At 69.3% G+C, this 22,826-nt stretch carries 24 protein-coding genes and 1 pseudogene; 3 read left to right on the plus strand and 22 right to left on the minus strand.

The genetic code is table 11. From position 1 onward, the window contains the following. Nucleotides 1-12: 12 nt before the first annotated feature. From ABH937_RS27230 to ABH937_RS27265, 8 genes are read right to left on the minus strand one after another with little or no spacing between them, the layout of a single operon-like run. The gene (locus ABH937_RS27230; protein WP_370219799.1) at nucleotides 13-558 is read right to left on the minus strand and encodes an AAA family ATPase; all 546 of its coding nucleotides are present in this window, start codon (nucleotides 556-558) and stop codon (nucleotides 13-15) included. Nucleotides 559-591: 33 nt separating this feature from the next. Further along, nucleotides 592-1,443 carry a class I SAM-dependent methyltransferase gene (locus tag ABH937_RS27235; RefSeq protein ID WP_370219800.1) on the minus strand — a complete coding sequence of 284 codons (852 nt, stop codon included), beginning with the start codon at nucleotides 1,441-1,443 and terminating at the stop codon, nucleotides 592-594. Next, nucleotides 1,440-2,279 (minus strand): class I SAM-dependent methyltransferase, encoded by an 840-nt coding sequence (locus ABH937_RS27240; RefSeq protein WP_370219801.1) that lies wholly within the window; start codon nucleotides 2,277-2,279, stop codon nucleotides 1,440-1,442. The genes ABH937_RS27235 and ABH937_RS27240 overlap by 4 nt, the downstream gene beginning before the upstream one ends. Next, nucleotides 2,276-4,084, minus strand: coding sequence for an amino acid--tRNA ligase-related protein (locus tag ABH937_RS27245; RefSeq protein ID WP_370219873.1), 1,809 nt, complete (start codon nucleotides 4,082-4,084; stop codon nucleotides 2,276-2,278). The genes ABH937_RS27240 and ABH937_RS27245 overlap by 4 nt, the downstream gene beginning before the upstream one ends. Before the next feature lie 25 nt (nucleotides 4,085-4,109). Further along, nucleotides 4,110-4,754, minus strand: coding sequence for a hypothetical protein (locus tag ABH937_RS27250; RefSeq protein WP_370219802.1), 645 nt, complete (start codon nucleotides 4,752-4,754; stop codon nucleotides 4,110-4,112). Further along, nucleotides 4,747-5,283 carry a dCTP deaminase gene (dcd, locus tag ABH937_RS27255; RefSeq protein WP_370219803.1) on the minus strand — a complete coding sequence of 179 codons (537 nt, stop codon included), beginning with the start codon at nucleotides 5,281-5,283 and terminating at the stop codon, nucleotides 4,747-4,749. Before dcd ends, ABH937_RS27250 begins: the two co-directional genes overlap by 8 nt. After that, nucleotides 5,280-5,777: a deoxycytidine deaminase gene (locus ABH937_RS27260; protein ID WP_370219804.1), complete on the minus strand. Its 498-nt coding sequence runs from the start codon at nucleotides 5,775-5,777 to the stop codon at nucleotides 5,280-5,282. The genes dcd and ABH937_RS27260 overlap by 4 nt, the downstream gene beginning before the upstream one ends. Next, the gene (locus tag ABH937_RS27265) at nucleotides 5,774-6,802 is read right to left on the minus strand and encodes a cytochrome P450 (RefSeq protein WP_370219805.1); all 1,029 of its coding nucleotides are present in this window, start codon (nucleotides 6,800-6,802) and stop codon (nucleotides 5,774-5,776) included. Before ABH937_RS27265 ends, ABH937_RS27260 begins: the two co-directional genes overlap by 4 nt. Before the next feature lie 410 nt (nucleotides 6,803-7,212). Between ABH937_RS27265 and ABH937_RS27270 the strand changes: the two are divergent. After that, nucleotides 7,213-7,386, plus strand: a pseudogene (locus ABH937_RS27270) (NUDIX hydrolase); the annotation flags it as partial. On the opposite strand, the gene ABH937_RS27275 reads toward ABH937_RS27270, so the two are convergent. The 11 genes from ABH937_RS27275 to ABH937_RS27325 form a co-directional block, all read right to left on the minus strand. Then, nucleotides 7,374-7,943 (minus strand): HD domain-containing protein, encoded by a 570-nt coding sequence (locus ABH937_RS27275; RefSeq protein ID WP_370219806.1) that lies wholly within the window; start codon nucleotides 7,941-7,943, stop codon nucleotides 7,374-7,376. The pseudogene ABH937_RS27270 and the gene ABH937_RS27275 overlap by 13 nt on opposite strands. A 147-nt stretch (nucleotides 7,944-8,090) precedes the next feature. Further along, nucleotides 8,091-9,377 carry a serine--tRNA ligase gene (gene serS / locus ABH937_RS27280; RefSeq protein ID WP_370219807.1) on the minus strand — a complete coding sequence of 429 codons (1,287 nt, stop codon included), beginning with the start codon at nucleotides 9,375-9,377 and terminating at the stop codon, nucleotides 8,091-8,093. Between the two features lie 428 nt (nucleotides 9,378-9,805). Further along, nucleotides 9,806-10,354: an NUDIX domain-containing protein gene (locus tag ABH937_RS27285; protein WP_370219808.1), complete on the minus strand. Its 549-nt coding sequence runs from the start codon at nucleotides 10,352-10,354 to the stop codon at nucleotides 9,806-9,808. Beyond that, nucleotides 10,354-11,304 (minus strand): aminoglycoside phosphotransferase family protein, encoded by a 951-nt coding sequence (locus ABH937_RS27290; protein WP_370219809.1) that lies wholly within the window; start codon nucleotides 11,302-11,304, stop codon nucleotides 10,354-10,356. The genes ABH937_RS27285 and ABH937_RS27290 overlap by 1 nt, the downstream gene beginning before the upstream one ends. Continuing rightward, complete coding sequence (locus ABH937_RS27295) at nucleotides 11,301-12,092, minus strand: trans-aconitate 2-methyltransferase (RefSeq protein ID WP_370219810.1); 792 nt, start codon at nucleotides 12,090-12,092, stop codon at nucleotides 11,301-11,303. The genes ABH937_RS27290 and ABH937_RS27295 overlap by 4 nt, the downstream gene beginning before the upstream one ends. Then, complete coding sequence (locus tag ABH937_RS27300; RefSeq protein ID WP_370219811.1) at nucleotides 12,076-12,894, minus strand: inositol monophosphatase; 819 nt, start codon at nucleotides 12,892-12,894, stop codon at nucleotides 12,076-12,078. Before ABH937_RS27300 ends, ABH937_RS27295 begins: the two co-directional genes overlap by 17 nt. Next, nucleotides 12,891-13,997 (minus strand): hypothetical protein, encoded by a 1,107-nt coding sequence (locus ABH937_RS27305; RefSeq protein WP_370219812.1) that lies wholly within the window; start codon nucleotides 13,995-13,997, stop codon nucleotides 12,891-12,893. Before ABH937_RS27305 ends, ABH937_RS27300 begins: the two co-directional genes overlap by 4 nt. Continuing rightward, on the minus strand, nucleotides 13,990-15,171 hold the full coding sequence (locus ABH937_RS27310; protein WP_370219813.1) for a glycosyltransferase family 4 protein: 1,182 nt from the start codon (nucleotides 15,169-15,171) through the stop codon (nucleotides 13,990-13,992). Before ABH937_RS27310 ends, ABH937_RS27305 begins: the two co-directional genes overlap by 8 nt. Before the next feature lie 20 nt (nucleotides 15,172-15,191). Next, a complete protein-coding gene (locus ABH937_RS27315; protein WP_370219814.1) occupies nucleotides 15,192-15,875 on the minus strand; it encodes an HAD family hydrolase in 684 nt (227 codons plus the stop codon). Next, nucleotides 15,872-16,789, minus strand: coding sequence for an aminotransferase class IV (locus ABH937_RS27320; protein ID WP_370219815.1), 918 nt, complete (start codon nucleotides 16,787-16,789; stop codon nucleotides 15,872-15,874). Before ABH937_RS27320 ends, ABH937_RS27315 begins: the two co-directional genes overlap by 4 nt. A gap of 97 nt (nucleotides 16,790-16,886) precedes the next feature. Further along, nucleotides 16,887-18,113 carry a hypothetical protein gene (locus ABH937_RS27325; protein ID WP_370219816.1) on the minus strand — a complete coding sequence of 409 codons (1,227 nt, stop codon included), beginning with the start codon at nucleotides 18,111-18,113 and terminating at the stop codon, nucleotides 16,887-16,889. Nucleotides 18,114-18,433: 320 nt separating this feature from the next. Here ABH937_RS27325 and ABH937_RS27330 point away from each other — a divergent pair, with 320 nt between their 5' ends. Then, entirely contained in the window at nucleotides 18,434-19,318 is an 885-nt protein-coding gene (locus ABH937_RS27330) for a GNAT family N-acetyltransferase (RefSeq protein WP_370219817.1), read from the plus strand. 63 nt (nucleotides 19,319-19,381) lie between these two features. Here the strand turns inward: ABH937_RS27330 and ABH937_RS27335 are convergent, their stop codons facing one another. Both ABH937_RS27335 and ABH937_RS27340 read right to left on the minus strand, forming a co-directional pair. Then, nucleotides 19,382-20,680: an asparagine synthase-related protein gene (locus tag ABH937_RS27335; RefSeq protein ID WP_370219818.1), complete on the minus strand. Its 1,299-nt coding sequence runs from the start codon at nucleotides 20,678-20,680 to the stop codon at nucleotides 19,382-19,384. An 11-nt stretch (nucleotides 20,681-20,691) separates the two neighbouring features. Next, a complete protein-coding gene (locus ABH937_RS27340) occupies nucleotides 20,692-20,829 on the minus strand; it encodes a hypothetical protein (RefSeq protein ID WP_370219819.1) in 138 nt (45 codons plus the stop codon). A 386-nt stretch (nucleotides 20,830-21,215) separates the two neighbouring features. Here ABH937_RS27340 and ABH937_RS27345 point away from each other — a divergent pair, with 386 nt between their 5' ends. Further along, nucleotides 21,216-22,070: a hypothetical protein gene (locus tag ABH937_RS27345; protein ID WP_370219820.1), complete on the plus strand. Its 855-nt coding sequence runs from the start codon at nucleotides 21,216-21,218 to the stop codon at nucleotides 22,068-22,070. Nucleotides 22,071-22,084: 14 nt separating this feature from the next. On the opposite strand, the gene ABH937_RS27350 is transcribed toward ABH937_RS27345, so the two are convergent. Further along, a complete protein-coding gene (locus ABH937_RS27350) occupies nucleotides 22,085-22,648 on the minus strand; it encodes a hypothetical protein (RefSeq protein ID WP_370219821.1) in 564 nt (187 codons plus the stop codon). Nucleotides 22,649-22,826 lie beyond the last annotated feature (178 nt).

A 22,826-nucleotide genomic window follows, 5' to 3' on the forward strand; every position in this document is an offset into this window, starting at 1 on the left:
CCGCCGCGTTGCTCAGCGTGTGACCTGGAGCTGAAGGCCGGTGTGGGCGAGGATCTCGTCAGCGATCTCCTCGGCCGGGCGGTGCTCGGTGTCGAGGTGGGTGGCGAACAGCGGGGTGCGCAGGCTGTCGAGGCAGCGTTCGATCTGGTTGCCCTCCCAGCTGAGTGGCCCCCACTTGTCCGGTCCTTCACCGCGCTCGCGCAGGCGGGCCCGGATGGTGACGGGTGAGGCCAGGAGCGTGAAGTGCCGCACCTGGTGGCCCTGGTCCCGGAGGGGCTGGACGATCTGGGCGAAGACGGTGGGTCGGGCGATGGTCATGGGGACGAGGATCGGCCGGTCGTAGGCGCGGGCGGCCTGGTCGAGCATGCAGTGGGTCAGCGGCGGCCAGACGGGCTCCAGCTCGAACTCCTCGGTGCGCAGGTCCGGGGGGAGCTGGGCCCAGAGCATGTGGCCGACCTTCTCGGGGTCGAGGACCAGGGCATGGGTCAGGCGGGCGGCGAGAGCTCGGACGGTCGTGGACTTGCCGACGCCGAAGGCTCCGTTCACGAAGACGATCACGCGCTGCCTCTTCACGTGGGTGGGCTGGCCGGCTCAGAACAGCTCGACGTAGCGGTTGGGGTAGGTCCGGGCGTCATGGCGCAGGACCAGGACGGTGTACTGCTGATGGCGGCGCAACGTGTTGGTGGCCTGCTTGACCTGGCGCAGGCGGTCGATCATGGCGTTTCGGACGGCAGGGTCGCGGATGTCGGCCTGGGCGCAGGCGCGGTCGATGGTGGAGGCGCAGTAGTGCTCGATGGCGTCGTCGAGTTCGGGGTTGAGCTGGTGGTCGTTCTGGTGGAGGACGTCGAGGCCGGCGAAGAGCGCGAGGGCCTGCTCGCGGGTCTCCATGGGGCTGGTAATGCCGAAGACATCGCGGCGGACGGCTGCGGCGTGCTCGGGCAGGGGGTCTTCGGCCCAGAAGGGTGCGGCGAGGAGGTAGCCGCCGTTGTTGAGGAAGCCGAGCAGGCGGGTGGCCATGGCGGGTGGGTCGGGGAAGAAGCCGAGGGCGGCGCCGACAGCTATGTGGCTGAAGGTGCGGCCCGGCTGGTAGGTGGTGCCGTCGGCCTGAACGTAGGTGAGGTGCAGGGCGGGGTCGAGGGTGTGGTGGTTGTAGCGGGCGAGCGCGACGGAGTCCTGGTTGAGGTCAAAACCGGTGGCGGTACATCCGGTAAGGCGCGCCAGTTCGCGGGAGGTGAAGCCGGTGGTGCAGGCGACGTCCAGGACGCTGCTGTCGCGGTCGATGCGGGCGTGCAGGGCCCAGGTACTGATGGTGGTGTGGGCGCCGGGCATGACGTTGGTTTGGTTGATCATGGCGACGAAGTCGGGGTAGCTGGCTGACCAGACGTCGGCGGCGGTATGCGGAGCCTTGGGAAGCGGCCAGGTTAGGGCGGGCAGCAAGGTCATGGGCGGTTCTCCTTGACGGCTTTGAGGGTGAAGCTGAGTGGGAAGGGGTCCTGGTCGATGCGCCACCAGCCCGGCCGCTGGTCGGGGACCATCCAGCTGAGCGGTTGCCAGGGCAGACGGGGGTGTTCGGCGAAGTCCGTGATGCGCAGGCCGGCGTTGGCGAGAGCGGTGACGACTTCGGAGATCGGGTGGTTCCAGCGATATTGGGGGTGGCCGATCTGGTGGCTGGTATCGACGTAGGTGCTCGCCTCGAGGTCCGTGACGGGCTCGCGATGGCGGAAGTAGGGGTGACGCGGCAGGTAGCCGGCGCCATCGCGTTCGTCATCCCAGATGAACAGGTGCGGGTGGCCCTCGGCGAGGAAGAACTCGCCTCCGGGGCGCAGGTGCGCGGCGATCGTGCGGGCCCATGCCGCCAGGTCCGGGAGCCACATGAGCACTCCCCAGGAGGTGAAGCAGATGTCGAAGGTGCGACCGAGTCGGCAGGAGGAGACCTCGGCCTGCTCGAAGTGCGCGCGCAGTTCCAGCTCGTTAGCCAGCGCGCGAGCCTGGCTGATGGCTTCGGCCGAGAAGTCGACGCCGGTGGCGTCGGCGCCGAGTCGGGACCAGGAGAGCGTGCCCAGGCCGAAGTGGCACTGGAGATGGAGGAGGCTTCGTCCTTGGACCTCACCGACTCCGGCGCGTTCGAGGTCGTCCAGGGCGAGACCCCCGTGCCGGAAGCCTTCGAGGTCATACCAGTTGCTGGTCGTGTGGAGCGGGACACGGGCGTCCCACATCGCCTGGTTACTGGCCAGCCAGCCAGCATGGCCCGGGGCGGAGGTGCTCGGTCGGGTCGTCATCGTGGCTGCTCCCGGCGGGGTGAGGGGACGCTCGGCGGTGCGGCATGCTGGCGGGCGAGATGAGCGAGTCGGGTGAGGCTCAGTCCGATGCCCACACAGGGAGGGATGCCCTGGTCGAACATGGCGAGGGCTTCGCGGTAGTCGCGATGGACGGGATGCGGGTCCCGGTCAAACTGGCGTTGGAAGGTTTCGGCTAGCAAGTCTGGGCGGAGCTCGTTGCGGCTGGCCTCGGCGACCTCCAGCCCGTCGATGTACAGCCAGACCCGCTCGGCGGCCCGTCCGGTGCCGGCTATGAGCGGCGAAGCAGGGCCAGGGATCGCGTTGATGGCAACGAGCCCTGGCAGTGCGCTGCGCAGACTGTTGCGCCACAGGCGCCGCGCCAGGATGTCGAGGTCGTCGGTGCGAGCGGAGGTGGCGGGGATGCGCTCGGCGGCCAGAGCGCGCACCGCCGGGGAATCGGACGGATCGAGACCGGAGACCTCGCGGAAGGCGTCATCGAATGAGATCTGGCGGAGGGCGCCCCGGTAGTCGGCTACCTCGCGGGTGAGGCTCACCAGGAACTCCGTCATGGAGGAGAGATCGATATCTGCGGCGTAAGCCTCCAGCATGAGGAACTCCTTGGCCTGTTGCCCACGCAGACCTTCGTTCCGGAAGCTCGCGCCTATCTCGTAGCAGCGGCTCGTTCCAGCAGCGATCACTTTCAGCAGGGCGAGTTCGGTGGTGACCCGAAGGTACTGGTGGTGTTCGGCTCCTGCGGCCCAGGTGGTGAAGGGGCGGGCGGCTCCGCCGAAGTATCCATCTGTGAGAACTGGACTGATCGTTTCGAGGAATCCGGCAGCAGCGAGATGGTCGCGGACCGGCTTGAGAATCCGGGCAGGGCCCGCAGCGGCTGGCTCTTGAGCGCCAGCTCCTGGCTGGTGTCGATCGACTCGGGTGACGAATACGGTGGGCTGGCCGGTTCGGGTGGTGCCTCGTGTGCCGCTGACCGTCACCAGGTCGCCGGTGCGAAGAGCCCGCGCCTGCTCGCGGGCGAGGGCCAGCTGGGCGATGTTGTCGTCCCAGCGCAGGTCGGCAAAGGTGAGGCGACGGTGTTCCCGTAAGGCATAAATCCGTCCGCCGAGGCGCAGCACCCCTTCCACGGTGCGCCAGTTCGACCAGCTGGACAGTGGGAACGGCTCTGCGGATTCCGGGCCCTCTGCGCTACGAGCACTGGTGCTCGCAAGACGGTGAACGAGGGGGTCGTCCGGTCCTGTGAGACCGAGCAGAAGCAGCAGGGCGTCCTCGGTGCGCGGATCCAGCAGCCAGATGGTCCGTCGTAACAGCCAGCGCCGGCGTGAAGTGTCCGCAGTTGGCACCAAGCGCAGCAGGTAGCAGACGGCCGTGGCCCGCAGTGCAACGGTGCGGCAGGGTATCCGTCCGCAGAGTGCCCGTATCGCGTTCGAGAGCTTCTCGGGATCAGCTGGGCCCTGCGGCCACAGCTCGCTCCCCGGAGGGGCCGCTGCCGCGAGGGCATGCAGCAGGACGTCCGCCTCCGGCGGGCCGAACTGCTGCTCCGGGCGCAGTGCTTCCGGCAACAGGGAACCAGTAGCCGTGCCGTGCAGGCGAACGGAAGCGAAGGGGCCATGAGTCAAGAGACGGGCGATGCCCGCGAGAATGACCTCCGCACCTCTGTCCTGGCCGTCGCTGTCCGCGGTGAACAGCCCTCGTGCTGCATCGAGTAGATCTCTTGGCGCATCCCACTCCGCGCGCGGGGATGTGGCGTGTGTTGCAGCGACCTCTTGGGCCAGGCGGTCGCGGCCGGACATCGTCTTCAAGGCATCTCCTTTCGGCTCAGGTGTTGCTCTGCCACCACAGGACGGGCGCCGCGCCCAGATGCAGGGGCCAGACGAACTTGAGCGCCTCGATGTCCTGCTGGGCGAGATCGGCGTCGTACGGGCAGCCGTTGGCGTCGTACGCGCGGCGGATCATCTGCCGGACCTCGTCGGCGATCACAGCACCCCGGGGCGTCGCGTGCTGGTCGAAGGATGCCACTGGTTGCAGGAGCAGGAAGGTGGAGTGCGAACCGAACGCGTGGCGGGGTGAGTCCGCCGGGTAGCAAGGCGCGAACGCGAGGACGAACCAACGGGTCTCGCACAGGGTCAGCCACCAGTGTTCCGTGCCGGGGTTGCTCAGCTCGCCGATGTCTTGACCGCCGCTCGCTGCGAGCAATCCGCCGACCACCTCGCGAGTTGTCTCAGCAAGGGCATCCAGAGTGAGGCCATGGCAGGGATGTGTCAGCTCGATGAGAAGCCCGTCCAGCTCCTCCGTGTTCACACGCGCGCTGAAGTCCGCGAGGGCGGCGGCTGCCGCGAATCCGGCTGCGCGGGCGTCGGTTCCGTGAAAGGGCAACGCCGCTTCGATCCGCGCGCGGCTGGCGAAGACACAGGCGGCCTGCTGCTGGATGAGCCGGAACGCAGCCGGCGGACTGTCAGCCACGGCCTACCACCGTGGGCTGGTCCTGGTAGCTGCGCGAGACCTGCGGGCCGTCCGCGTGCTGGTATTTGCCCTGGTAGAGCTCGATCTGGCCGTAGGGCATCCAGAAGGTGACCTGGGCGATCAGCATTCCCGGCCAGATCCGCAATGGGAGCGTGGCGTACAGCTGCAGCGTGGAGTGGCCGACGAAGCCGAGGTCGATGAGGTCGGCCGTGACGTGAACGAACAGGCCGAGGCGGGCGGTGCCGGACTTCGCGTGGATCATCGGGACGTAGTGGTCGCTGCCGATTCGCTCGGCGGTCTCGGCGAGCAGGAAGTCGCCGGGGGCGAGCGTGTAGCCGTCGTCGGGGATGTCGCGCAGCTCGTGCGCGGGCGCGCGGCGGGGGTCGAGCACTTCGTCCTGGTAGATGACGAGGCGTCGACCGAGGGCGAGATCGTAGGAGTTGGTGGTGCAGCGGGAGTCATCGAAGGGGCTCACTGTGATGCGGCCCTGTTTGACCTGTTTCGCTATCTCCGATCCAGTGAGGATCACTGATGCGCTCCGATCCGGGACTCACAGGGGTTGCTGAACGTGGCGTACAGCGCAGGGCTGGGTTTGAGGGTCCCGGTGTTGCGCCAGAAAGAGACCTGGCCGATGACCATGCCCGGATAGATCCGGATGGGGCGGGTGGCGACGATCTCCAGCGTCCAGCGGTGGCAGGAGGTGGTGTGCCCAAGGTCCGCGGAGAGCTGGAGGAACAGGCCCAGTCGTCCCATCGAGCTGCGCCCGATCAGCGACATGGCATACGTGGGGCTGCCGATGATCTCGGCGGTGTGGCCGAGGTACATGCGATGTGGGGTAAGCACATATCCGTCCTCAGGCAGCTGCATCTCGACGAACTCGCCGATAGCGTCGTCATAGCGCTTGAGGCGACTACCCAGGCGGTAGTTGTAGCTATTCGGATTTACGGCCTCGGCGCTGAACGGCTCGATGACGATCCGGCCGGCGTGGAGCTCCTGCTCGATGAACGGGCCCGTGAGGATCACGCGGCACCTCGACGCGCAGGTTTGGAGGACATCGGCACCCGGGCTGCTGACCGCAGAACTTGCGACGGCTTCCAGACAACGCCGGCGAGATCGACACTCAGCGAGTCCAAATCCCGCATGAAGGCTCGTAACAGCGCAGTGGCTTGCATGCGGGCGAGCGCTGCACCGAAGCAGGCGTGCGGCCCGTGACCGAACCCAAGGTGCCGGTTGGGGGCACGATCTGGCCAGAACTCGCTTGCGGCCTCGAAGACTTCCGGGTCCCGGTTGGCAGACGCCTGGAGCAGCACGAGCCGCTGCCCAGCCGCCACGGGGATACCGAACACTTCGGTGTCCTCGATCGCTGCGCGAGCCGTGATCTTCGATGGGCCGTCCAGGCGCAGGACCTCCTCGACGAAGCTCGCTGCGAATGCCTGATCGTTGACGACTGCCGCCCTGTGCTCGGGATGCGCTGCCGCAGCGAGGAACAGGCTGGACATCAGACCGCTCGTCGTCTCGTGGCCACCCACAAGCAACGCGATGCAGTTGGCAACGATCTCCTCGTCGGTCAAACGCTCGCCCTGTGCCTCGGCCTGCACCAACCCGGAGACGATGTCCTCACCGGGTCGAGCTCGACGCTCCTCGATGAGACCCTCGAAGTAGCGGGCCAACCGTTCCCACGCAGATGCCGCCAACCGTTCCTGATGATAAGTCAATTGTGGTTCTGCGATCAGGACCACCTCGTCCGACGACGCCTTGATGCCAGCCCGATCAGCACGGGGTATGCCCAGAAGGGAACTGATGGTGTGCACGGGCAGGGGCTCGGCCAACTCGGCGACGGCATCTCCCCCGCCTCTGGCGGCGAACTCGCTGACCAGGGCGTCGGCTGCCCTGACGATCGTGCTCTGCAAGTTGCTGATATGGCGTGGGCTGAAGGCGCTGGCGAGCAGGCTGCGCAGTCGAGGGTGCTCGGGCGGATCCGCATAGAGGACCCAGGACGCGACCGGGGCCAGCACTTCACGAAGCTCGGGTGAAAGCGAGTTGAGCATCCCCGATGCCGTCGGGGCACAGATGAAGCCGGGGTCGCGTAAGAGGAAGCGGACCTCTCGGTACCGGGGGAACACAAGACGCCCGCTGCCGAGCTCGGGACAGTCAATGGCCCGCGGCCCGTTGGCGAGCTTGGAGAGCGCACACGCCGGCGCGTCGCATTCCAAGGCGTCTAACACAGTTGCTTGATCCATGAGTTACTCCGTCCAGTCGACCCGAGCCTGCAGACAGCTGGTTCGCGGCTGCCAACGTATCGTCACGAAGCGATCACTGTGGCGCATTTTCTTGCTGCGGCTCAGGTGTGCAGGGGTGCCCTCAGTGCCAGTGGTCGTTCTCCCCTTGCGTCAGCTGACCCCTCGGCAGCCATCGCCGTTGCGGGCTGGACGGCGCGACGCTGTCTCAGGACGTTCCGCAGTTCGAAGTCGCCTACATCGGCCGCCCGGCTGGCGGCACGCCGACGATCAACGACGAGGCCGACGGCGTCCTCTGGGTACGGCCGGGTGATCTGGACAAGTACGACATCCACCTGAGGATGCGCCAGCAGATCTCCCACTACCTCAGCGGCCAGTATCCCTACCTGGGCTGACCGCCAACGGCGAGTCGGTGCTCGGTGCGGGTCACCGCCGCGTCGATCTCCGACTGCGCCCGCTGGATGAACCGCCCAACCAGCGTGCCGGGTCCGTACCGGGCGACGATCTCCGCGACCCGGTCTCGGGCGCTGGTCGGCGTTCCGTCGGGGGTCGTGGTCATGTCGCAGAAGATCAGAGCGTCCACCAACACCTGGTCATCGAGCAGCGGGAACTCGCGCTCCAGGATCTCGCGCAGCCCGCGCTCCTCAGCCTCCAGTAGGGCGAGCGAGTGGTTAGCCACCAGCCGGACGAGCCGCCCGTCCGCGCCGTGCTCGTCACGCAGGAACCGGGCACCGTCCAGGGGATGAAACCCTGTTAGGGCCAGGCGTGGTGCGTAGCCGATGTCATGGATCACCGCGGCCGCGACCAGCAACTCATTGTCCGGACCGGCAACCGCAGCCAGCTGTGCGGCCTGGCGCGCCACCCCCTTGGAGTGCGACCACCGCCTCGGCAGGGTGTCCGCAAGCTCCTGCTCGGCGATCCGCCGCGCCCACCGGGGCAAGGTCTCCGTCACGCTGTCGGCCTTCCCACCCGGCCGCTGTTTCATGCGTTGCGACAAGAGGACACGGACTGTCCGGGCCACCGAGGCAGCGGCGGCCCGGACAGTCCTCTCCTGCGCCGCAGAACGGGATGTGGCCTGCCGGGCCAGCAGCCGATCCGGCTATCCGGCCGTTGCCGGGGCCAAGGACTCGCAGCCGAGCCAGCGCTGCAGCACCGCCGGCACCGTGACGCTGCCGTCCGGCTGCTGATGCTGCTCCAGCAGGGCCGGAACCAGGCGGCTCGTGGCCAGTCCGGAGCCGTTCAGGGTGTGCACGTAGCCGGGCTTCCCCGTTGCTGGGCGGTAGCGGATGTTGCCGCGCCGGGCCTGATAGTCCCGGGCGTTCGATACCGAGCTCACCTCGACGTAACCATCGATGCTGGGCAGCCAGACCTCGACGTCGAAGGTCTTGGCCATCGCGGCGCTGGTGTCTTCGGCAGCCAGCCGGGTGATTCGGTGGTGTAGGCCGAGGTCCTCGACCAACTTGGCCGCTTTGGCCAGAAGTTCCTGGTGGGCGGTGTCGGAGGCGTCCGGGTGAGCGAACTGGAACATCTCGACCTTGTTGAACTGGTGGCCGCGAAGGGTTCCACGGTCGGCGGCGCGGTAGCTGCCGGCCTCGCGCCGGTAGCAGGGCGAGTAGGCGACGTACCTGCGGGGCAGTTCGGCCTCCGGCAGGACCTCGTCGCGGTGAAGGTTGACCAGGGCGGTCTCCGAGGTCGGCAGCAGGAATCGCTGCGGCCCGGCCGGACCCTGCTCAAGCGCGAAGACGTCCTCGGCGAACTTCGGGAACTGCCCTGCGGTGTAGCCAGCCTGATAGGTCAGCAGGTGCGGCGGCAGGATCAGCTCGTAGCCGTCACGAACGTGAGTCTCGACGAAGAAGTTGAGCAGCGCCCATTCGAGCAGCGCGCCGTTGCCGCGGTAGACCCAGTTGCCGCTGCCGCCAAGCTTGACGCCACGCTCGTAGTCGATCAGCCCGAGCCGGCGGGCCAGATCGACGTGGTTGTGCGGCTCGAAGTCGAAGACCGGCCGGGTGCCGTGCTCACGGACGACCTCGTTCTGCGCCTTGCCACCGGTCGGCACATCCTCGTCCGGCAGGTTGGGCAGCTGGTCGAGGAACGCCTGACGCTCGCCGGTCAGGTTGGTGAGCTGCTCCTCAAGTGCGGCAAGGCGGGTACCAAGCTTGATTGCCTCGGCTCGCTTGGCGACGGCGACCGGGTCCGCCGAGTCGAGCCGAGCGATCTCGCGAGAGATCTGCTTGCGCTCGGCGCGCAGCGTCTCCACCTCGGTCGTGCCATGCCGGTACTTCTCGTCCAAGGCAAGGAACTCGGCGAGGTCGACGTGAACGGCTCGCTTCGCCAGCGCGCGCTCGACGCGCTGAGGATGCTCGCGGATCAAGGTGATGTCCAGCATTTCGGGTCCCATCGATCAGTCGGAGTCCGACGTGATCCCTTGGGGGCGTGGGCGAGAAGGGAACTCGCGGTGCCACCACGCCTTCGCCGGCACCCGGAGGTAGCGGCCTCGACAGCTCGATAACGGGAGCGAACCGGCGGGGCATTGGGCCGCAGCCGGCCGTTCCTCCCCGCACTCGGGAGGGGATTCACCACAGGACGCGAGGCTGCTTTCCCAGCTGCCAGCAGCTCTCTCGGCTCGCGTGCCCTGCGGCTACTTATCTCCGTCAGCGCGTTGCACAGAGAGTAGAACGACAGGTCCGGGTCAGCAACGCAGAATCGCTGCCCCGGTCCGTTCACTCACCCGGCCATGTGGCGGACCCTGAGGTCCGCGATCCTCCCCGCCCAGTCGACGCGACAGCATGCCCACGATCACCGCTCGTCGGGGCGTCAGGCGTGGTCGACGGACCCGGGAGCCACATGCTCGATGTAGGCCGTGGTGCCGGACAGGGCGGCTGACTCCACCGCCGTGAGCCGGTCGTAGGACCGCGGGGTGAGGACGTCCCCCCATGCCGCCACGGTGCGTGCGTCCCATTCGGTGTGCTCGGCGGGGTCCAGGCGGATCCCGGCCAGCTGGTCGGCGGTAAGCGCCCCGCCCTCGAAGATCAGCCCGAACTTCGCTGCCGGCCAGTAGGGCTCGGGCGGCAGGAAGTGAACGGCGAGGAGCCGACCGCACTTCAGGGAGAGGCCGGTCTCCTCCAGGGTCTCGCGTTCTGCCGCGACGCGAGGCGACTCGCCCTGGTCGAGGCTGCCGCCGGGCAGCTGCCAGACCTGACCGCTGTCGGTCCTGTAGACCGAGGAATTCAGCAGGACGGGCTGGCCCCGGGAGTCGGTGACGTACAAGGAGGCGTAGGCGGTCGCGCGCGGGAGGGTCGCGATGTACTGGTCGGGCGGGAGCCAGTCGCCCTTGTCCGGATCGGGCTCGGGAGGAAACGCCATCAGGACATCCAGTCGGTCGGCGAGTTCAGCACGTCGGCGGCCCACTGGTAATGGCCGGTTGTGCGGATGTGGGCCTGCGGCTCGGGGTAGAGGTCGCAGGACAGCAGGGCGATCAGGTGCACGTAGTCGGTGAGCTGCTGCTGCCGCGGGCTGGTGAGCGCGCTGGAGGCGCGCTGGAGCAGCCGGGAGCGGACCTCTGCCCGGTCGCTGTCGTACATGCGGTAGTAGATGCAGGCCCCGGCCAGGTCGTATAGCGGGTCGCCGATCATGGTGAAGGTGCCGAAGTCGATGACCGCCGTCACCTTGCCTTCGGAGACGAGGAGGTTGTCCGGGTACAGGTCTCCGTGGATCACACCCTCGGGGCCGGCATACGGCACGTCCAGGCGCTCCAGGAGACGCCAGGCGAGGTCCTGGATACCGGGGACGTCCTGCTCCAGCTCCGGGAGGACAGCTGGCAGCTTGCGGTGCAGCAGCTCGGCGAGGAAGGCGTTCCAGTCACCTGGCCCGGCGTCCGGCTGCTGCGGGTGGGTGAGCAGCATGCGGCGGCCGAGCGGGACGGTGAGCCGCAGGCCGGCCAGGTCGGTGACGGCTTCGAGGTAGGTCGCTTCGCTCTCCGGCGCCGTGAGATCGAGGACATCGCCCATCGGGTTGCCGGGGAGCCTGGTCTCGGTGACGGCGAGCAGCGGGCCGTCCTGCTCGATGTGCTGGATGAGCGGCAGCGCACAGGGCACGCTCGCGCGGTCGAGGCGCTGGTAGAAATCGGCGAGCGTGTCCAAGGCTCCGCGCTGGTCGGGGTCGGCGTAGATCTTGAGGACTCGGTCGGCGCTCAGGGCGTAGACGCGGGCTTCGGTGCCGGCTGCCAGGAGGTTGGCGGCAGTGAGACCGTGGGCGGCCAGGACCTTGCTCTCGGCGTGTTCGGTGATGCTGCTGGAGTCTCGGCGGGTGATCACAGGTGGTGCCTCTGGGTGGGTGTGGTGGCGAGGACGACAGTGCGGTTCTGCGGCTGGACGGGTCCGCCGGCGAAGTCGCCGGTGAAGGTGACGGTGCTGAAGCCGGCGGCGGTGAGCATGGCGTGCAGTTCGGGGCGGGAGTACATGCGGGTTCGGCAGGTGCGCGACCAGCCGGGCCGCGTGTAGCGGACGTGTGCGATGCGTGCCTCCCAGTCGTACCAGGCATCTTCGGTGACGCCCTCGTGCGTAACGCTTTTGGTGCTGATGGGTTCCGCTGCGCGCCGGTTCTCGTACTCGGCGCGTTCGCGGGTGGTGAGTTCCATGACCAGGTGTCCGCCGGGGTTGAGGGCTGAGGCCCAGGCGGTGAGGGCCTGTTGGTCCTCGCTGGGGGTGTCAAGGTAGCCGAAGCTGGTCCACAGGTTGAGGACGACGTCGAAGGGGCCGGGTGGCGGGGTCCGCATGTCGGCCTGGGCGAAGGTGGCCTTCGGGTGGCGCTGGCGGGCCTGGTCGATCTGCTCGGCGGAGGCGTCGATCCCGGTGACCTGGTAGCCGCGTTCGGTCAGGGGCCCGGCGTGCCGGCCGAAGCCGCACGGCACGTCGAGGATCGAGGCGCCCGGCTGCATGAACGGCTGCGCGCCCAGAGCGTCGAGGTCGGCGGTGGTGGTGTCGTACTTCCCCAGGGCGCGGAAGGTCGTCTCGAAGCCCTGGTCGAAGAAGTCCCGAGCCCACTGCTCGGGGGCAGGCGGCAGTTCGAGGTCGGCGGGTGCGGGTTCACGGTCGTGGGTCACGATAGTTCTCCAGTGCGGTCAGGAGGCTGGCGTGCAGGGTGCTGGTGGCGGCGGCGACCAGGTAGCGGGCTTCAACGTCGGGCTGGTCGAGGCAGATGGGCTTTCCGGTCTCGTCGGTGACGGTCCGTCCGCTGGCGCCGATCAGGTGGCAGGGTGCGGCAATGTCCCAGGCCCTGTGGCCGCACATCTCGACCACGGCGCCAGCCGCACTCCCGCGAGCGACGTCGACCAGGGCCCGCGTCGACTCGAAGGCGTCCACGAGGTACGCCGTCCCGTCCGGCAGGCACTCGCGCACGGCGGGCAGATCGCAGTAGCACGCGTGCACCGGCTGGGGGCGGCGCTGGGCGGGGACCGACGGGTGGAGCTGCAGAGTGTCGTGGTGCGCGAGGGCGAGGATGTCCCAGGCGGGGAACGCGGCGATGGAGAACACCGGGGCGCCGTGCTGCCAGGCGCTGACGAGGATCGCGAAGTCCGGTGACCCGTCGAGGTACTGGCGGGTGCCGTCGAGCGGGTCGATGAACCACAGGGTGGCGGCGCCGTCGTGGCCGTGGTGGGTGGCCGGGTCCTCCTCGGTGATGATCCGACCGCCCGGGTCGGCGGCCCGGATCGCGGACAGGAGGATCTGCTCGCTGGCGGTGTCGGCGTCGCAGACCAGGGTGCCGTCCGGCTTGGTGCGCGCCCGGTTGGCGGCCGCGGCAGGCCGTCCGGTCCAGGTCCGCATCAGGCGGGCGGCGGCCTGCTCAACCGCGGGGGCGAGCTGCTGCTGCCACCGGCCGGTGGGGTGGGCCGTGGCCCGGTTCACTGCGGTGCCCTGGCGGTGAGCGCTGCGGTGATCTCCTCGGTCCAGGATGTCCAGGAGAACCGCGGGTCGAAGTGCGGCGCGGTACGCGGCCGCTGGTACTGGCTGCGCATCGCGCTGATGAGGGCGGACGTCTCGTCGGGCCCGGTGGGCACCAGGAGTTGGCCGTCGTCGGCGGGGTGGGGGTGCATGCCGGGGATGTCGCTGAGGATGACCGGCCGGTGGTGGGCGATCAGCGCGGACGCCGGCCCGGAGCTCTCCCCGAGCCAGGGCCCGCGCAGCTGGATACCGCAGTCCGCCGCGAGCAGCAGGGAGCGAAAGTCCGCGGTCGGCAGGTAGCCGGTGTGCACGATGCTCGGGTCGTCGGGCACCACCAGGCCGTCGCGGGCTTCGCCCGCCAGGAGCAGCATGGCGTCGGCGGGCCGGTCGGCCCAACACTGCCAAGCCGCCAGGACGGTGGGGATCCGCTTGTAGGCGCCGAGGAACCCGAACGTCCCGTACAGGTAGGCGCCGGCGGGGATGCCGTAGCGGGTCCGCACCGAAGGGCCGTTGGGGATCAGGGGTGAGACGGGGAACGGCAGGTGCCGGATGTCGGCTGCCGGGTAGCGGTCGCCGAGGTACGCCGCGACGTGCGGGGAGTGGACCAGCACAACGGTGGCCGCCTCGATGGCCAGGCGCTCGATCCCGGCATCGACGCTGAACCGGTCGACCTCCGGGTGCTCCCGGAAGTACCGCTCCAGCGCGCCGCGGGTGGAGAACGTCGTGCCGAGGGCGGTACCGAGCGTGGACAGGACGGCTGCCTGCTCGGCAGCGGGCAGGGCGCCCCAACTCTCGTAGTAGTAGTTCAGGTTGTTGTACTCGTGCAGCAGGATCGGGCCGGGGCGCTCAGCCAGTGCCCGGAACGCGCCGTGGTGCAGCTCGTTGTTGCCCAGGTGGTAGAGCACCTGGTCGAACCGGTCGGCGCCGGCCGAAGGCCCGGCGAGCCGCTGGGGGCGGAACCGGTGTGCGAGGTGGGTCAGCGAGGTGGTGATGTAGGCGGCGACGCCGCTCTTGTCGTCGGGCCCCGGGCCCCAGACGCCGAGGGTGGGTCGGGAGTGCTCAGGCATGGACGGCTCCGGCGGTTCGGGTGATGGCGGCGGCTTCGGCGTAGACCGCAGTGGTCGCTGCCGCGCACCGGTCGATGCCGAACACGGTCGTCGCCCGTTCCCGGGCGGCCCGGCCGAGCTGCATGCGGCGGGCGACGGAGCCGGTGAGGGTGTCCAGGGCAGCGGCGTATGCGCGGGCGTCGGCGGAGTCGATGAGGTGGCCGGTGGCGGGGGTGACGACTTCCCGCAGGCCGGCGGCGTCGTTGACGACGGCCGGGGTACCGCGCTGCATTCCTTCGATGCAGGCCAGGCCGAGACCTTCGGTGATGCTGGGCTGGGTGACGATGTCGGCTGCTTCCATCAGCAGGTCCCTGACCGTGTCGGGCTGGTCCTCAAGGACCGTGACGCGGTGGCCCAGCTCGGCGGCCCGGGCGGAGATCCGCTCTAGGTACTGGGCGTCGGAGCCGTTGCGGGAGCCGAGCAGGACGACGTGGGCGTGCTTGCGGTGCTCCATGAGCTGGAAGGCGTCCAGGAGGCGGTGCTGGGCCTTGCGGGGTGTGTAGCGGCCCGTCAGTGCGATCAGCACACCATCTTCCGGCACCCCGGCCGCTTGGTGCAGCAGCTGCCGCGCTGCGGGCCGACTGTGGGCCCGTTCGCGGTGGGGAAGGCCCAGGTGCACGGTACGGATCAGGCCATCCGGGAAGCCGAACGTCCTGGCCTGACGCGCGAACGCCTCGCTGCCGGCCAGGACCAGGGTGGCGGGGCAGCGGGTGAGGACGAACCGGGAGCGGGCCGGTCCGCCCGGCTCCGTCTCAGGCCGGGTCTCGTGGAAAGAGGCCACGATCGGTGCGATCTGGTCGAGGCCGGCCATGGAGGCCAGCAGCAGCGCGGCCTGGGTGTGGGTGTGGATCACGTCGAACTGCTCGTCGGTCAGCGGCTTGAAGTCGTTCAGCAGGCCGAACAGGGCTCGTTCCCAGGGCACCTCGTTCGGGTCGGGTGCGGCCAGCAGGGCACCGGCCCGGATCACCCGCACGCCGTTCTCGACGGACTCGCCCGGGTGCTCGCTCTCGTCGCGGTTGGTGAGGACGGTGACCTGATGGCCGGCTTGGGCGAGGTGTTCGGCGAGCGTAGTGACATGGGTCTCCAGACCGCCGGCCCTGGGCCGGTAGGTGGTGCTGACCAGGCCGATACGCATGTTCCCCCTCGTGGTGAGAGTCAGAGACCGACGGGCAGGTGGTGGAGGAGTTCCGGCAGGCGGGTGATCACCGGGACGGGGAGCTGCCGGTACACCCGGTGCCGGTCGTACAGCACGGTGCGGGTGATCCCGGCCCGGTAGGCACCGAAGATGTCGTTGACCAATCCGTCGCCGACGAACAGCGCGCCGTCCGGTGAGCAGCCGACCTGCCGCAGTGCCTCGGCGAAGATCTCCGGCTGGGGTTTCTCGACGCCGACGAGCGTGGAGTCCACCACGACGTCGAACAGGTCCAGCAGGCCGAAGCTCTGCAGCTCTTCGCGCAGTGTGCCGTCCGAGTTCGACACGGCGGCCACCCGGATGCCCAGGACCCGTACCTGCTCCAGCACGGCGACGGCGTCAGGGTCGAGGTCCCGGTACAGGTCCGGGCGGGCGGTGCAGCCGGCCCACGCCGCCTGGCCGGCCTCGGGCGAGAGGCCCAGCAGCGGTCCCCAGGTGACGCCGACCTTCTGCGAGCGGTCGAGCCGGCGCGGGAAGTCGAGATGGTGGGCCTCGGCGGCGACCGCGAGCGCGGCCTCGGCAGCGGCCGGCTTGATGCCCGCGGCGCCGGCCCGGGCCAGCTCTTCGGACATGACCTGGCCGCTGGGGTGGATCAGCGTCATGCCTATGTCGAGCAGAACAGCCTTCGGCAGGTCGTTGCCGGTCACGGCGTCATCTCCAGGAACGAGTCGTCCAGCGGCAGCCGAGTGCCGGCACACATCCTCAGGTAGGCGTCCCTTACCGTGGTGCCGATCGGGGATCCGGCCGAGCGGGGCCGATGGCCGTCCACCTCGCCGACGATGCGGACCTCGTCCAGCGTCCCCGCCACGAACACCTCATCCGCCGTGTAGAGGTCGCTGCGGGTCACCGGCTGCTCGGCGACCGGGATCCCCATGCTCTGGCCGAGGTCGATCACGGTGCGGCGGGTGATGCTGTCCAGCAGCCCGTCCGCCAGGGGCGGCGTCACGATCCGCCCGCGCCGCACGGTGAACACTGCGGCGCCGCCGGTCTCCGCGACGGTGCCGGCCGCGTTGAGGAGGATCGCCTCGTCCGCCCCGGCATCCAGGGCCTCCAGCCGGGCCAGCCGGAACGCGGTGTACGCGGCGCCGACCTTCGCCGCCGTCGGCATCGCCACGTCGGGGATGCGCTGCCAGCGGCTAACCACGCACCGCAGCGGCTCCGCCGGGCGCGGTCCGGCCGGGTAGCAGGCCACCCACACGCCGGTCGTCACCTCGTTGCGCTGCGCGGTGTAGCGGCCGGTGTCGACGTACAGTGTCGGCCGCAGGTACACGTCGTGCCGCGGGTCCAGTTCCTTCAGCAGCTCCAGGATTCCAGCCCTGATCTGCTTGGCCAGGCCCTCGCTCGGAATGTGCATCAGCTGGGCGGACACCTCCAGGCGCTCCAGGTGCGCCGCCAGCCTGACCAGGGCGAGTCGGCCGGCGTCCTGGTGCCAGTAGCCGCGTAGGCCCTCGAAGACGCTCAACCCGCGCATCGCGGTCTCCGAGGTGACGTGGACCGTCGCGCTCTCCCAGGGCACGACGGCGCCGTTGTGCCAGATCAGCTTCGGCTTCTCATCGATCATCAACAACTCCTCGGTGATGAGTGGACGTTGGCGATGGTGCGGGCGCCGGGCTCAGGGCGGGGCAGCGCGAGGGCCCGGGACCGCCGCACAGTGGCGGTCAGACTGCCGGGGGAATCCGCGCGTCGAGGTGGGCGGCGAGCTCGAGGAGGGCCGGGATGGCCTCGCGCCGGCACATGAAGTCGCCGTCCTGCGCGCCCTCCACGGGGTAGGGCCTGAACACGCTGGCCTCCTCGAAGCCCTCGCGGTCGAGGTAGAAGACCTTCAGACCGCGCTCGCGGGCCCTGGCCTGCACCCGGCGCCGGTCGGCGTGGCTGCCGATCACCAGCAAGGACTTGGCGCCGGGCAGGAACGGGACGTCCGGGATCTGCTCGTGGTACCGGCGCACGTAGTGCTCGTCCAGGCCGACCCTGGCCATCAACCCGTCGAAGTTGTTGGTGATCACCGGTCCGACCATCGCCCCGGCGTCCGCCAGCCCGCGCAGCGCCCGGTGCCCGACGGTCGGCTCGGCCTGCAGACAGGAGCGCGTCATCTCGGTGAGCTCCGGCAGCTTCTCCTCCGGCGTGCCCAGCAGCTCGGTCAGGAAGGTGTCGCGCTGAGGCGCCAGGATGAACCTGTGGTCATCCATGTCAGTCACCCGGTAGACCTCGTGCAGCCGGTGCAGTGGCGGCACGCCGGCCTCCACCGACATGCCGCACCCGACCTCCACCTGGAACGGCAGGTAGTCCTTCATCGCCGCCAAGTCCGCGAGCTGGACGGGATTGCCGCGCTGCTCCTTGATCCGCATGCCCGCGGCCATGACCTGCCACGGCATGTCCCGGTCCCGGGTGGTCGGGATGTGGCCGGCGGAGGTGACGGTCACATCCAAGCTCTCGTAGCCGTCGGGCAGGCTGCGGCCGGCGTCGGTGTCCTTCGGGTGGACCCGGTACGCAGTCACCGTGCAGCGCAGGTCTCCGCGCTGCCACTGCCCGTCGGCCCCGGCACGCTGCCAGCCGCCGTCGGCCAGGGCCTTGCGGACGAGGTCGTGGTGGGCAGCGAGTTCGTCGCCCGGGTAGGAGGCGCTGTGGTGGATGTATAGCTCGGGCAGGATCAGCTGCGTGCCGTCCCAGCCCGTCTGGGCGGCGTAGCGATACCGGTAGTGCAGGATCCGACGGCGCGCGTCCAGCGGACCCGACCAGCCCGATTCCTCGACGTTGCGGGGGTCCTGGGTGCGACGCCACAGCCCCTCTTCCAGATCACGAGGCCGGTCCCGGCGGCTTATGTATTCCCGGTCCCAGCGTGAAGCGAGCATCGGCGTGAGCGACTGGACAACGTGCGGGAACTGCATGCTGAATCCCATCGTCGGTGGTGGCTTGTGCGTCATTTCGGCCTGATGGCGCCGACTGGCTGGCCAGGTTCTGGAGGGCGCGCAGCGTCGCTCTCGCCTCCCCAGTCGAGGTCCTGCGCAGGGGAGGCGGCAGGTCCCGGTCCTGACGTCCGGCGTCCGCTGTGTGCCTTCTGGCGTCCCGTTAGGCAGCAGAACTGACGTAAGGTCAGTCGAGATCTGAGTGATGTAATGCCGTCGGCCCCGAGGGCTGCGGGTGCTGCGGCACCTCGCCCCCCAGCTCGACAGGGCTAGCTGGGATGCAACAGAGGAGGCGCAGGACTGTGGCAACCGTGAACTCTGGCTGGGCGACGGTCGTGTCGGTACGGCCCTACGAGTTGGCTGACGAGGCAGCGGTCCTTGAGCTGCTGAACGCCGACCGGCTCACGGGCCAGCCGGAGAGCACTGCGAGCATGCTGGCCGATGCCTTGGCCGGCAAGTCGCAGGTGGACGCCGGATGGTGGGAAGAGCTGGACGTCCCAGTGACCGCCGTCGCCCAGGATGCCTCGGGACGGGTGCTGGGTGTCGCCTCCTACGCGGTGCGCCCCTCGGACGGCATCGGGCTGCTGCTGTGGCTGCACTGCCGGGAGGACCAGGCCGTTGCCAGTGTCCTGATCACCCACGTGGTGGGCGAACTCGGCGACCGCGTGATCCTCGCCTTCGAGTTCGCCTCCGCCCTGACACTCGGGCTGGAGGGCCTGCCCGTTGGCCACCGCCCCGGGACCCGCCAGGCGCTGGAGCTGGCCGGTTTCACCGGGCGGAACCTCTGGCGTTACATGCACGCCCCGCTGCCGATCACGGGCCTGGCGCACGCTGCCTCCTACACGGTGAGTGAGTGCGAGGAGCCGCCGGGAAAGCAGCTGGAGATTCGCGGTGACGACGGCGACGTGATGGCCGAGGCCACGATCGGCCGGCCTGTCGCGGGGATCGGTGTGCTGTGGTGGATCAGCGTCGTACCCGCGCACCGCGGCCACGGTCTGGGGCCGGCGCTGATGGGCTCCTGTCTCGACCTTCTCGCGGGCCTGGGGGCGAGCGAGGTCATCCTGTTCGTCGACGACGACGCCCCCGCCGACGACGTCGAGCGAAGCCGGGCCGCCGCCAATCTGATGTACGACCGAGCGGGTCTGGTCGAGGTCGATCGCCTGTGGAGCTTCTCGCGCCGTCCGTGAACTGCCGCTCAGTGCAGCTCGGTTCAATGTGCTGCTCCGATCGCTGGCGCATCAGTAGGGGTGTCACCGCAGGGCGGCGCCGTGTTCCAGGGCGCCGGCCAGCCAGCGCTCGATGGCTGCCACCACCAGGAGCACGGCCGCGTCCTGCTCGATCGCCAGAGCGGCTGGGTCGATCAGTCCGGCCTCCACGCAGATCGGGGCCTTCCTGCCGGCTTCAGCCTGCTGACCGAGGGCGGTGGTGAAGTACTGCTTGCGCTGGGGGAGCGCATGGACTGTTCCGCTGGGAAGCAGCCGAACCACTTGGGCCTTGCAGCGCTGATAGGCGCTGGGCAGGCCCGGGTGGTACCGGTCGCCGATCGGAAGGGCGAGGGCTGCGGCGAGGAAGTTCGAGTGGAGGAACGGCGAGGCCTCCGCCACCCTCCCCGCGGGCGGGATGACCTCGCGGGGCAGCAGCGCGTCGCGGGCGTCGGCCTGCGCCCAGGTGCGCCCGGCCGAAGCATGAGCAGCGACCGTGCCGTCCACCCACCTCCTGGCCCACTCGGTGGCCGCCTCTCGGAAGGGCTCCGCGAGCACGGCGGCCGCCACCGGATCACACCAGGACGGCCAGTTGGCGGCCCAGTAGGCCCGTGCCCGAGCCTGGCGAGGCAGCAGGCCCGCAGCCAGTGCGACGACCTCCCCGGGTGCTCCCGGGCCCGAGTGGGCTACATCGTTCACATACCGCGCGGCACCTCGTATTCCCCGGCGTCGGGCTACCTCCGTGGCGGCGAACCGTGGGACGCCCAGCAGCTCATCGGCGCCGTCCCCGGAGAGCAGCACCGCGCACCCGAGCGAGTCCGCCACCTCAGCCGCCGCCGCGTTCACCTCGGGCAGCGCGTCCAGCCGTGGCCCGGCTCCGATCCACACCGGCTCGGCACGATCCCGTGCAGGGTCGAGCACGACCAGTTCCGCCGGCAGCCCCAGTTCATCCAGAAGTCCGCGGACAACAGCCGCAGCGCTACCGCCGACATCGTCGCGTAGGTCCGTGGTCAGAGCCACCACACGGCGATCACCAGCAACGCGCAGCGCGTGGACCAGTACCGCCAGCGAGTCCAACCCGCCGGAGACCAGGACCCCGATCGTCTGCGCGCCCTCGGTGAGCTCGCGGACAGAGGCGGTGAACTCCGATCTGAGATCGCCGGCCTGCACCCGCGGTAGAGCGACAGGGACCCGGTGAACGTCCTGCCAGGGGGAGGCTGGAACGAACTCGCCCAGCATCGCGGGTGGCGCCAGGAGTAGGGCTAGTGCGGACAGGTCGACCGCGGGGACGGGGCCCGCCAGGGCCAGCGGATCAGCTGACCTACGGCCGGCCCCGTCCTCGAACATGGGTAGGAGACTCACCTGCGGCGCAGTGCCAGTAAGCCGCGGGTCAGGTCCTGGACGAACGCCCAGGCGCCCTGGGTGACGCCACCCCCGGGGCTCCCCTTACTGCCCTTGCCGTGCTGTCCATCGCCGGGCACTGACTTGGTCGACATGAACACCCTCCCTGATCATTTGAGTTACCGGATGATCCCTCAGTGTGACCGATCGTTTGGTCGCCCGAAGGCCGAACGTGGCACGTTGTGCGCGCCGCTACTCGCTCGGTGGTCTGTTGATGCTGGTGGTCGGAACCTGGACGGCGCGACCCCGTCCTGGGACGTCCTCAAGACGTCCCAGGACGGTTGTCGGCACCGCGTAGCGGCTGATTCCGCAGTTCACTACCGTCTCGGATTGCTGTCTCGGTGCCGAGCGAACACTCTTCTGCGACATCGACCGAAGCGGACCCATCGGGGCCGCATTGGACTGGAGGGTACTGAGCTGGATTTCCCAGCACCTGTTTGACCGCTGCGACCCTGCGTACCCCGCTGCTACGGTCGCTCGCATGACGCTCCCGATGTCCTCTGCCTCTGTCGACTTGCGGGTTGAGCCGGTTGACGAAGTTCTTGACCGTGTTGAGCGGGCTCTTCAGGTGTGCCTGGAGCGGGGAACGGTGGTTCGGAAGCGCCGCTCTGTCGGGGCGCGGACGCATCGCGACACGTGGGTCCGGATCGAACGGCGCCAGGTCGACAGGATCGACGGCCAGGGCTGGAACGGCACCGAATGTGCACAGGCGTTGACGGGAATTGCCAAGCCTGCCTGGTGCGCGGGACTGGCCTGGTGGGATGAGTCGCACGCGGCGGTGTGGCGGGCCGACGAGACCAGTCTCCTGCCGGGAAACCCGGTCGGCAGCAGCGTAGTTGCCACCGACCCAGAGCTTCCCGATTCCTGGTGGCAAGCATTGAGCTCCTCGTTGGATGCGCTGGCTGGGCAGCACACGACGCGCGTTGCCACCCCGGACACCATGACCATCACCCAGGCCGTCGTTACCGAGGCCATCCGCGCTGCATTCCCCGGCACGTTCGAGACAGCCGTCACGCAGTGGGTGCCAGCTCATGCGGACCTGAACTGGGCGAACGTCACCGGACCGCAATTCTGTTTGTTCGATTGGGAGGACTGGGGGAACGCGCCGCGGGGTCTGGACTCGGCGTCGCTGTGGGCCAGTTCGCTTGCCGTCCCTGCCCTGGCGGACCGGGTTCGCCGGGAGCGGCGGCGCGAGTTGGAGAGCCGGAACGGCAGGCTGATGATGCTGTTCGCCTGCTCGAAGCTTGTCGGCCCTGACGCCCACCCGGAAGATCCACGAGTGCGGCCGGCCCGGCACGCAGCTGCCCAGATCGTGCAGGAGCTTCAGGCGGGTTAACGGGCCGCCCGTGATCAGTACGCAGAGTGGTCTCCGGTGAGCCTGTGCGCGGCCTCGACAAGGTGCGGTGCAAGTTCCGGGTAGTACCCCCGGTCAACGGCCTGGAGCATCTCCGCGAGGGCGGCGAGCTGGCCGACGCGTCCCGCTGGGGTGTCGAGGACGTCGGAGAACTCCACGCGGATGCGGTCCGCAACGGCGGGGACGAGAAGGCTGCTCACCCACAGCAGCGCGGGGTCGTAGCCGACCGGGACGAGTCCCCAGCGCTCCCAGTCCAGAAGCATGAGAGGCCGAGCGGTCAGATTGGCCCAGTGCAGATCTCCGTGGCCGGTGGTCCGCTCGACCTCGGTGGGGGCCGGGATGCCGAGGTACTTCGGAAACGCCTCTTCCATCCACGCCGGCCGCAGGATGACCTTCGTGCCGGGTGCGGTGGCGATGCCGTCCAGCGCGCTCTTCAGGCCGCTCCACCAGTCGTCCTGCAACTGCGGGTCCTCGCGGAGATCTGGTGTCGCGGAGACCGCGGGGCCGGCGAGGTCGAAGACGTCGGCCTGGTAGAAGAAGCTGGCCTCGGTCCAGTCCATGGTGTCGTGCAGCCGCGGGCGCGGAACGGACTCCGGAATGAGCTGCTGCGCTCCGAGGGAGCCTTGACCGGATGGCCGGGGGGCGTGGCGGCGTTGGCTGCAGGAGACGCGAAGCCAGACGTCTTCGGTCCGCCGGCCGATGGTGGAGCCGGAGGTGCCAAAGATGGACGGGCCGGAG

Source organism: Kitasatospora sp. GAS1066B, assembly GCF_041262605.1.
Classification (GTDB): domain Bacteria; phylum Actinomycetota; class Actinomycetes; order Streptomycetales; family Streptomycetaceae; genus Kitasatospora.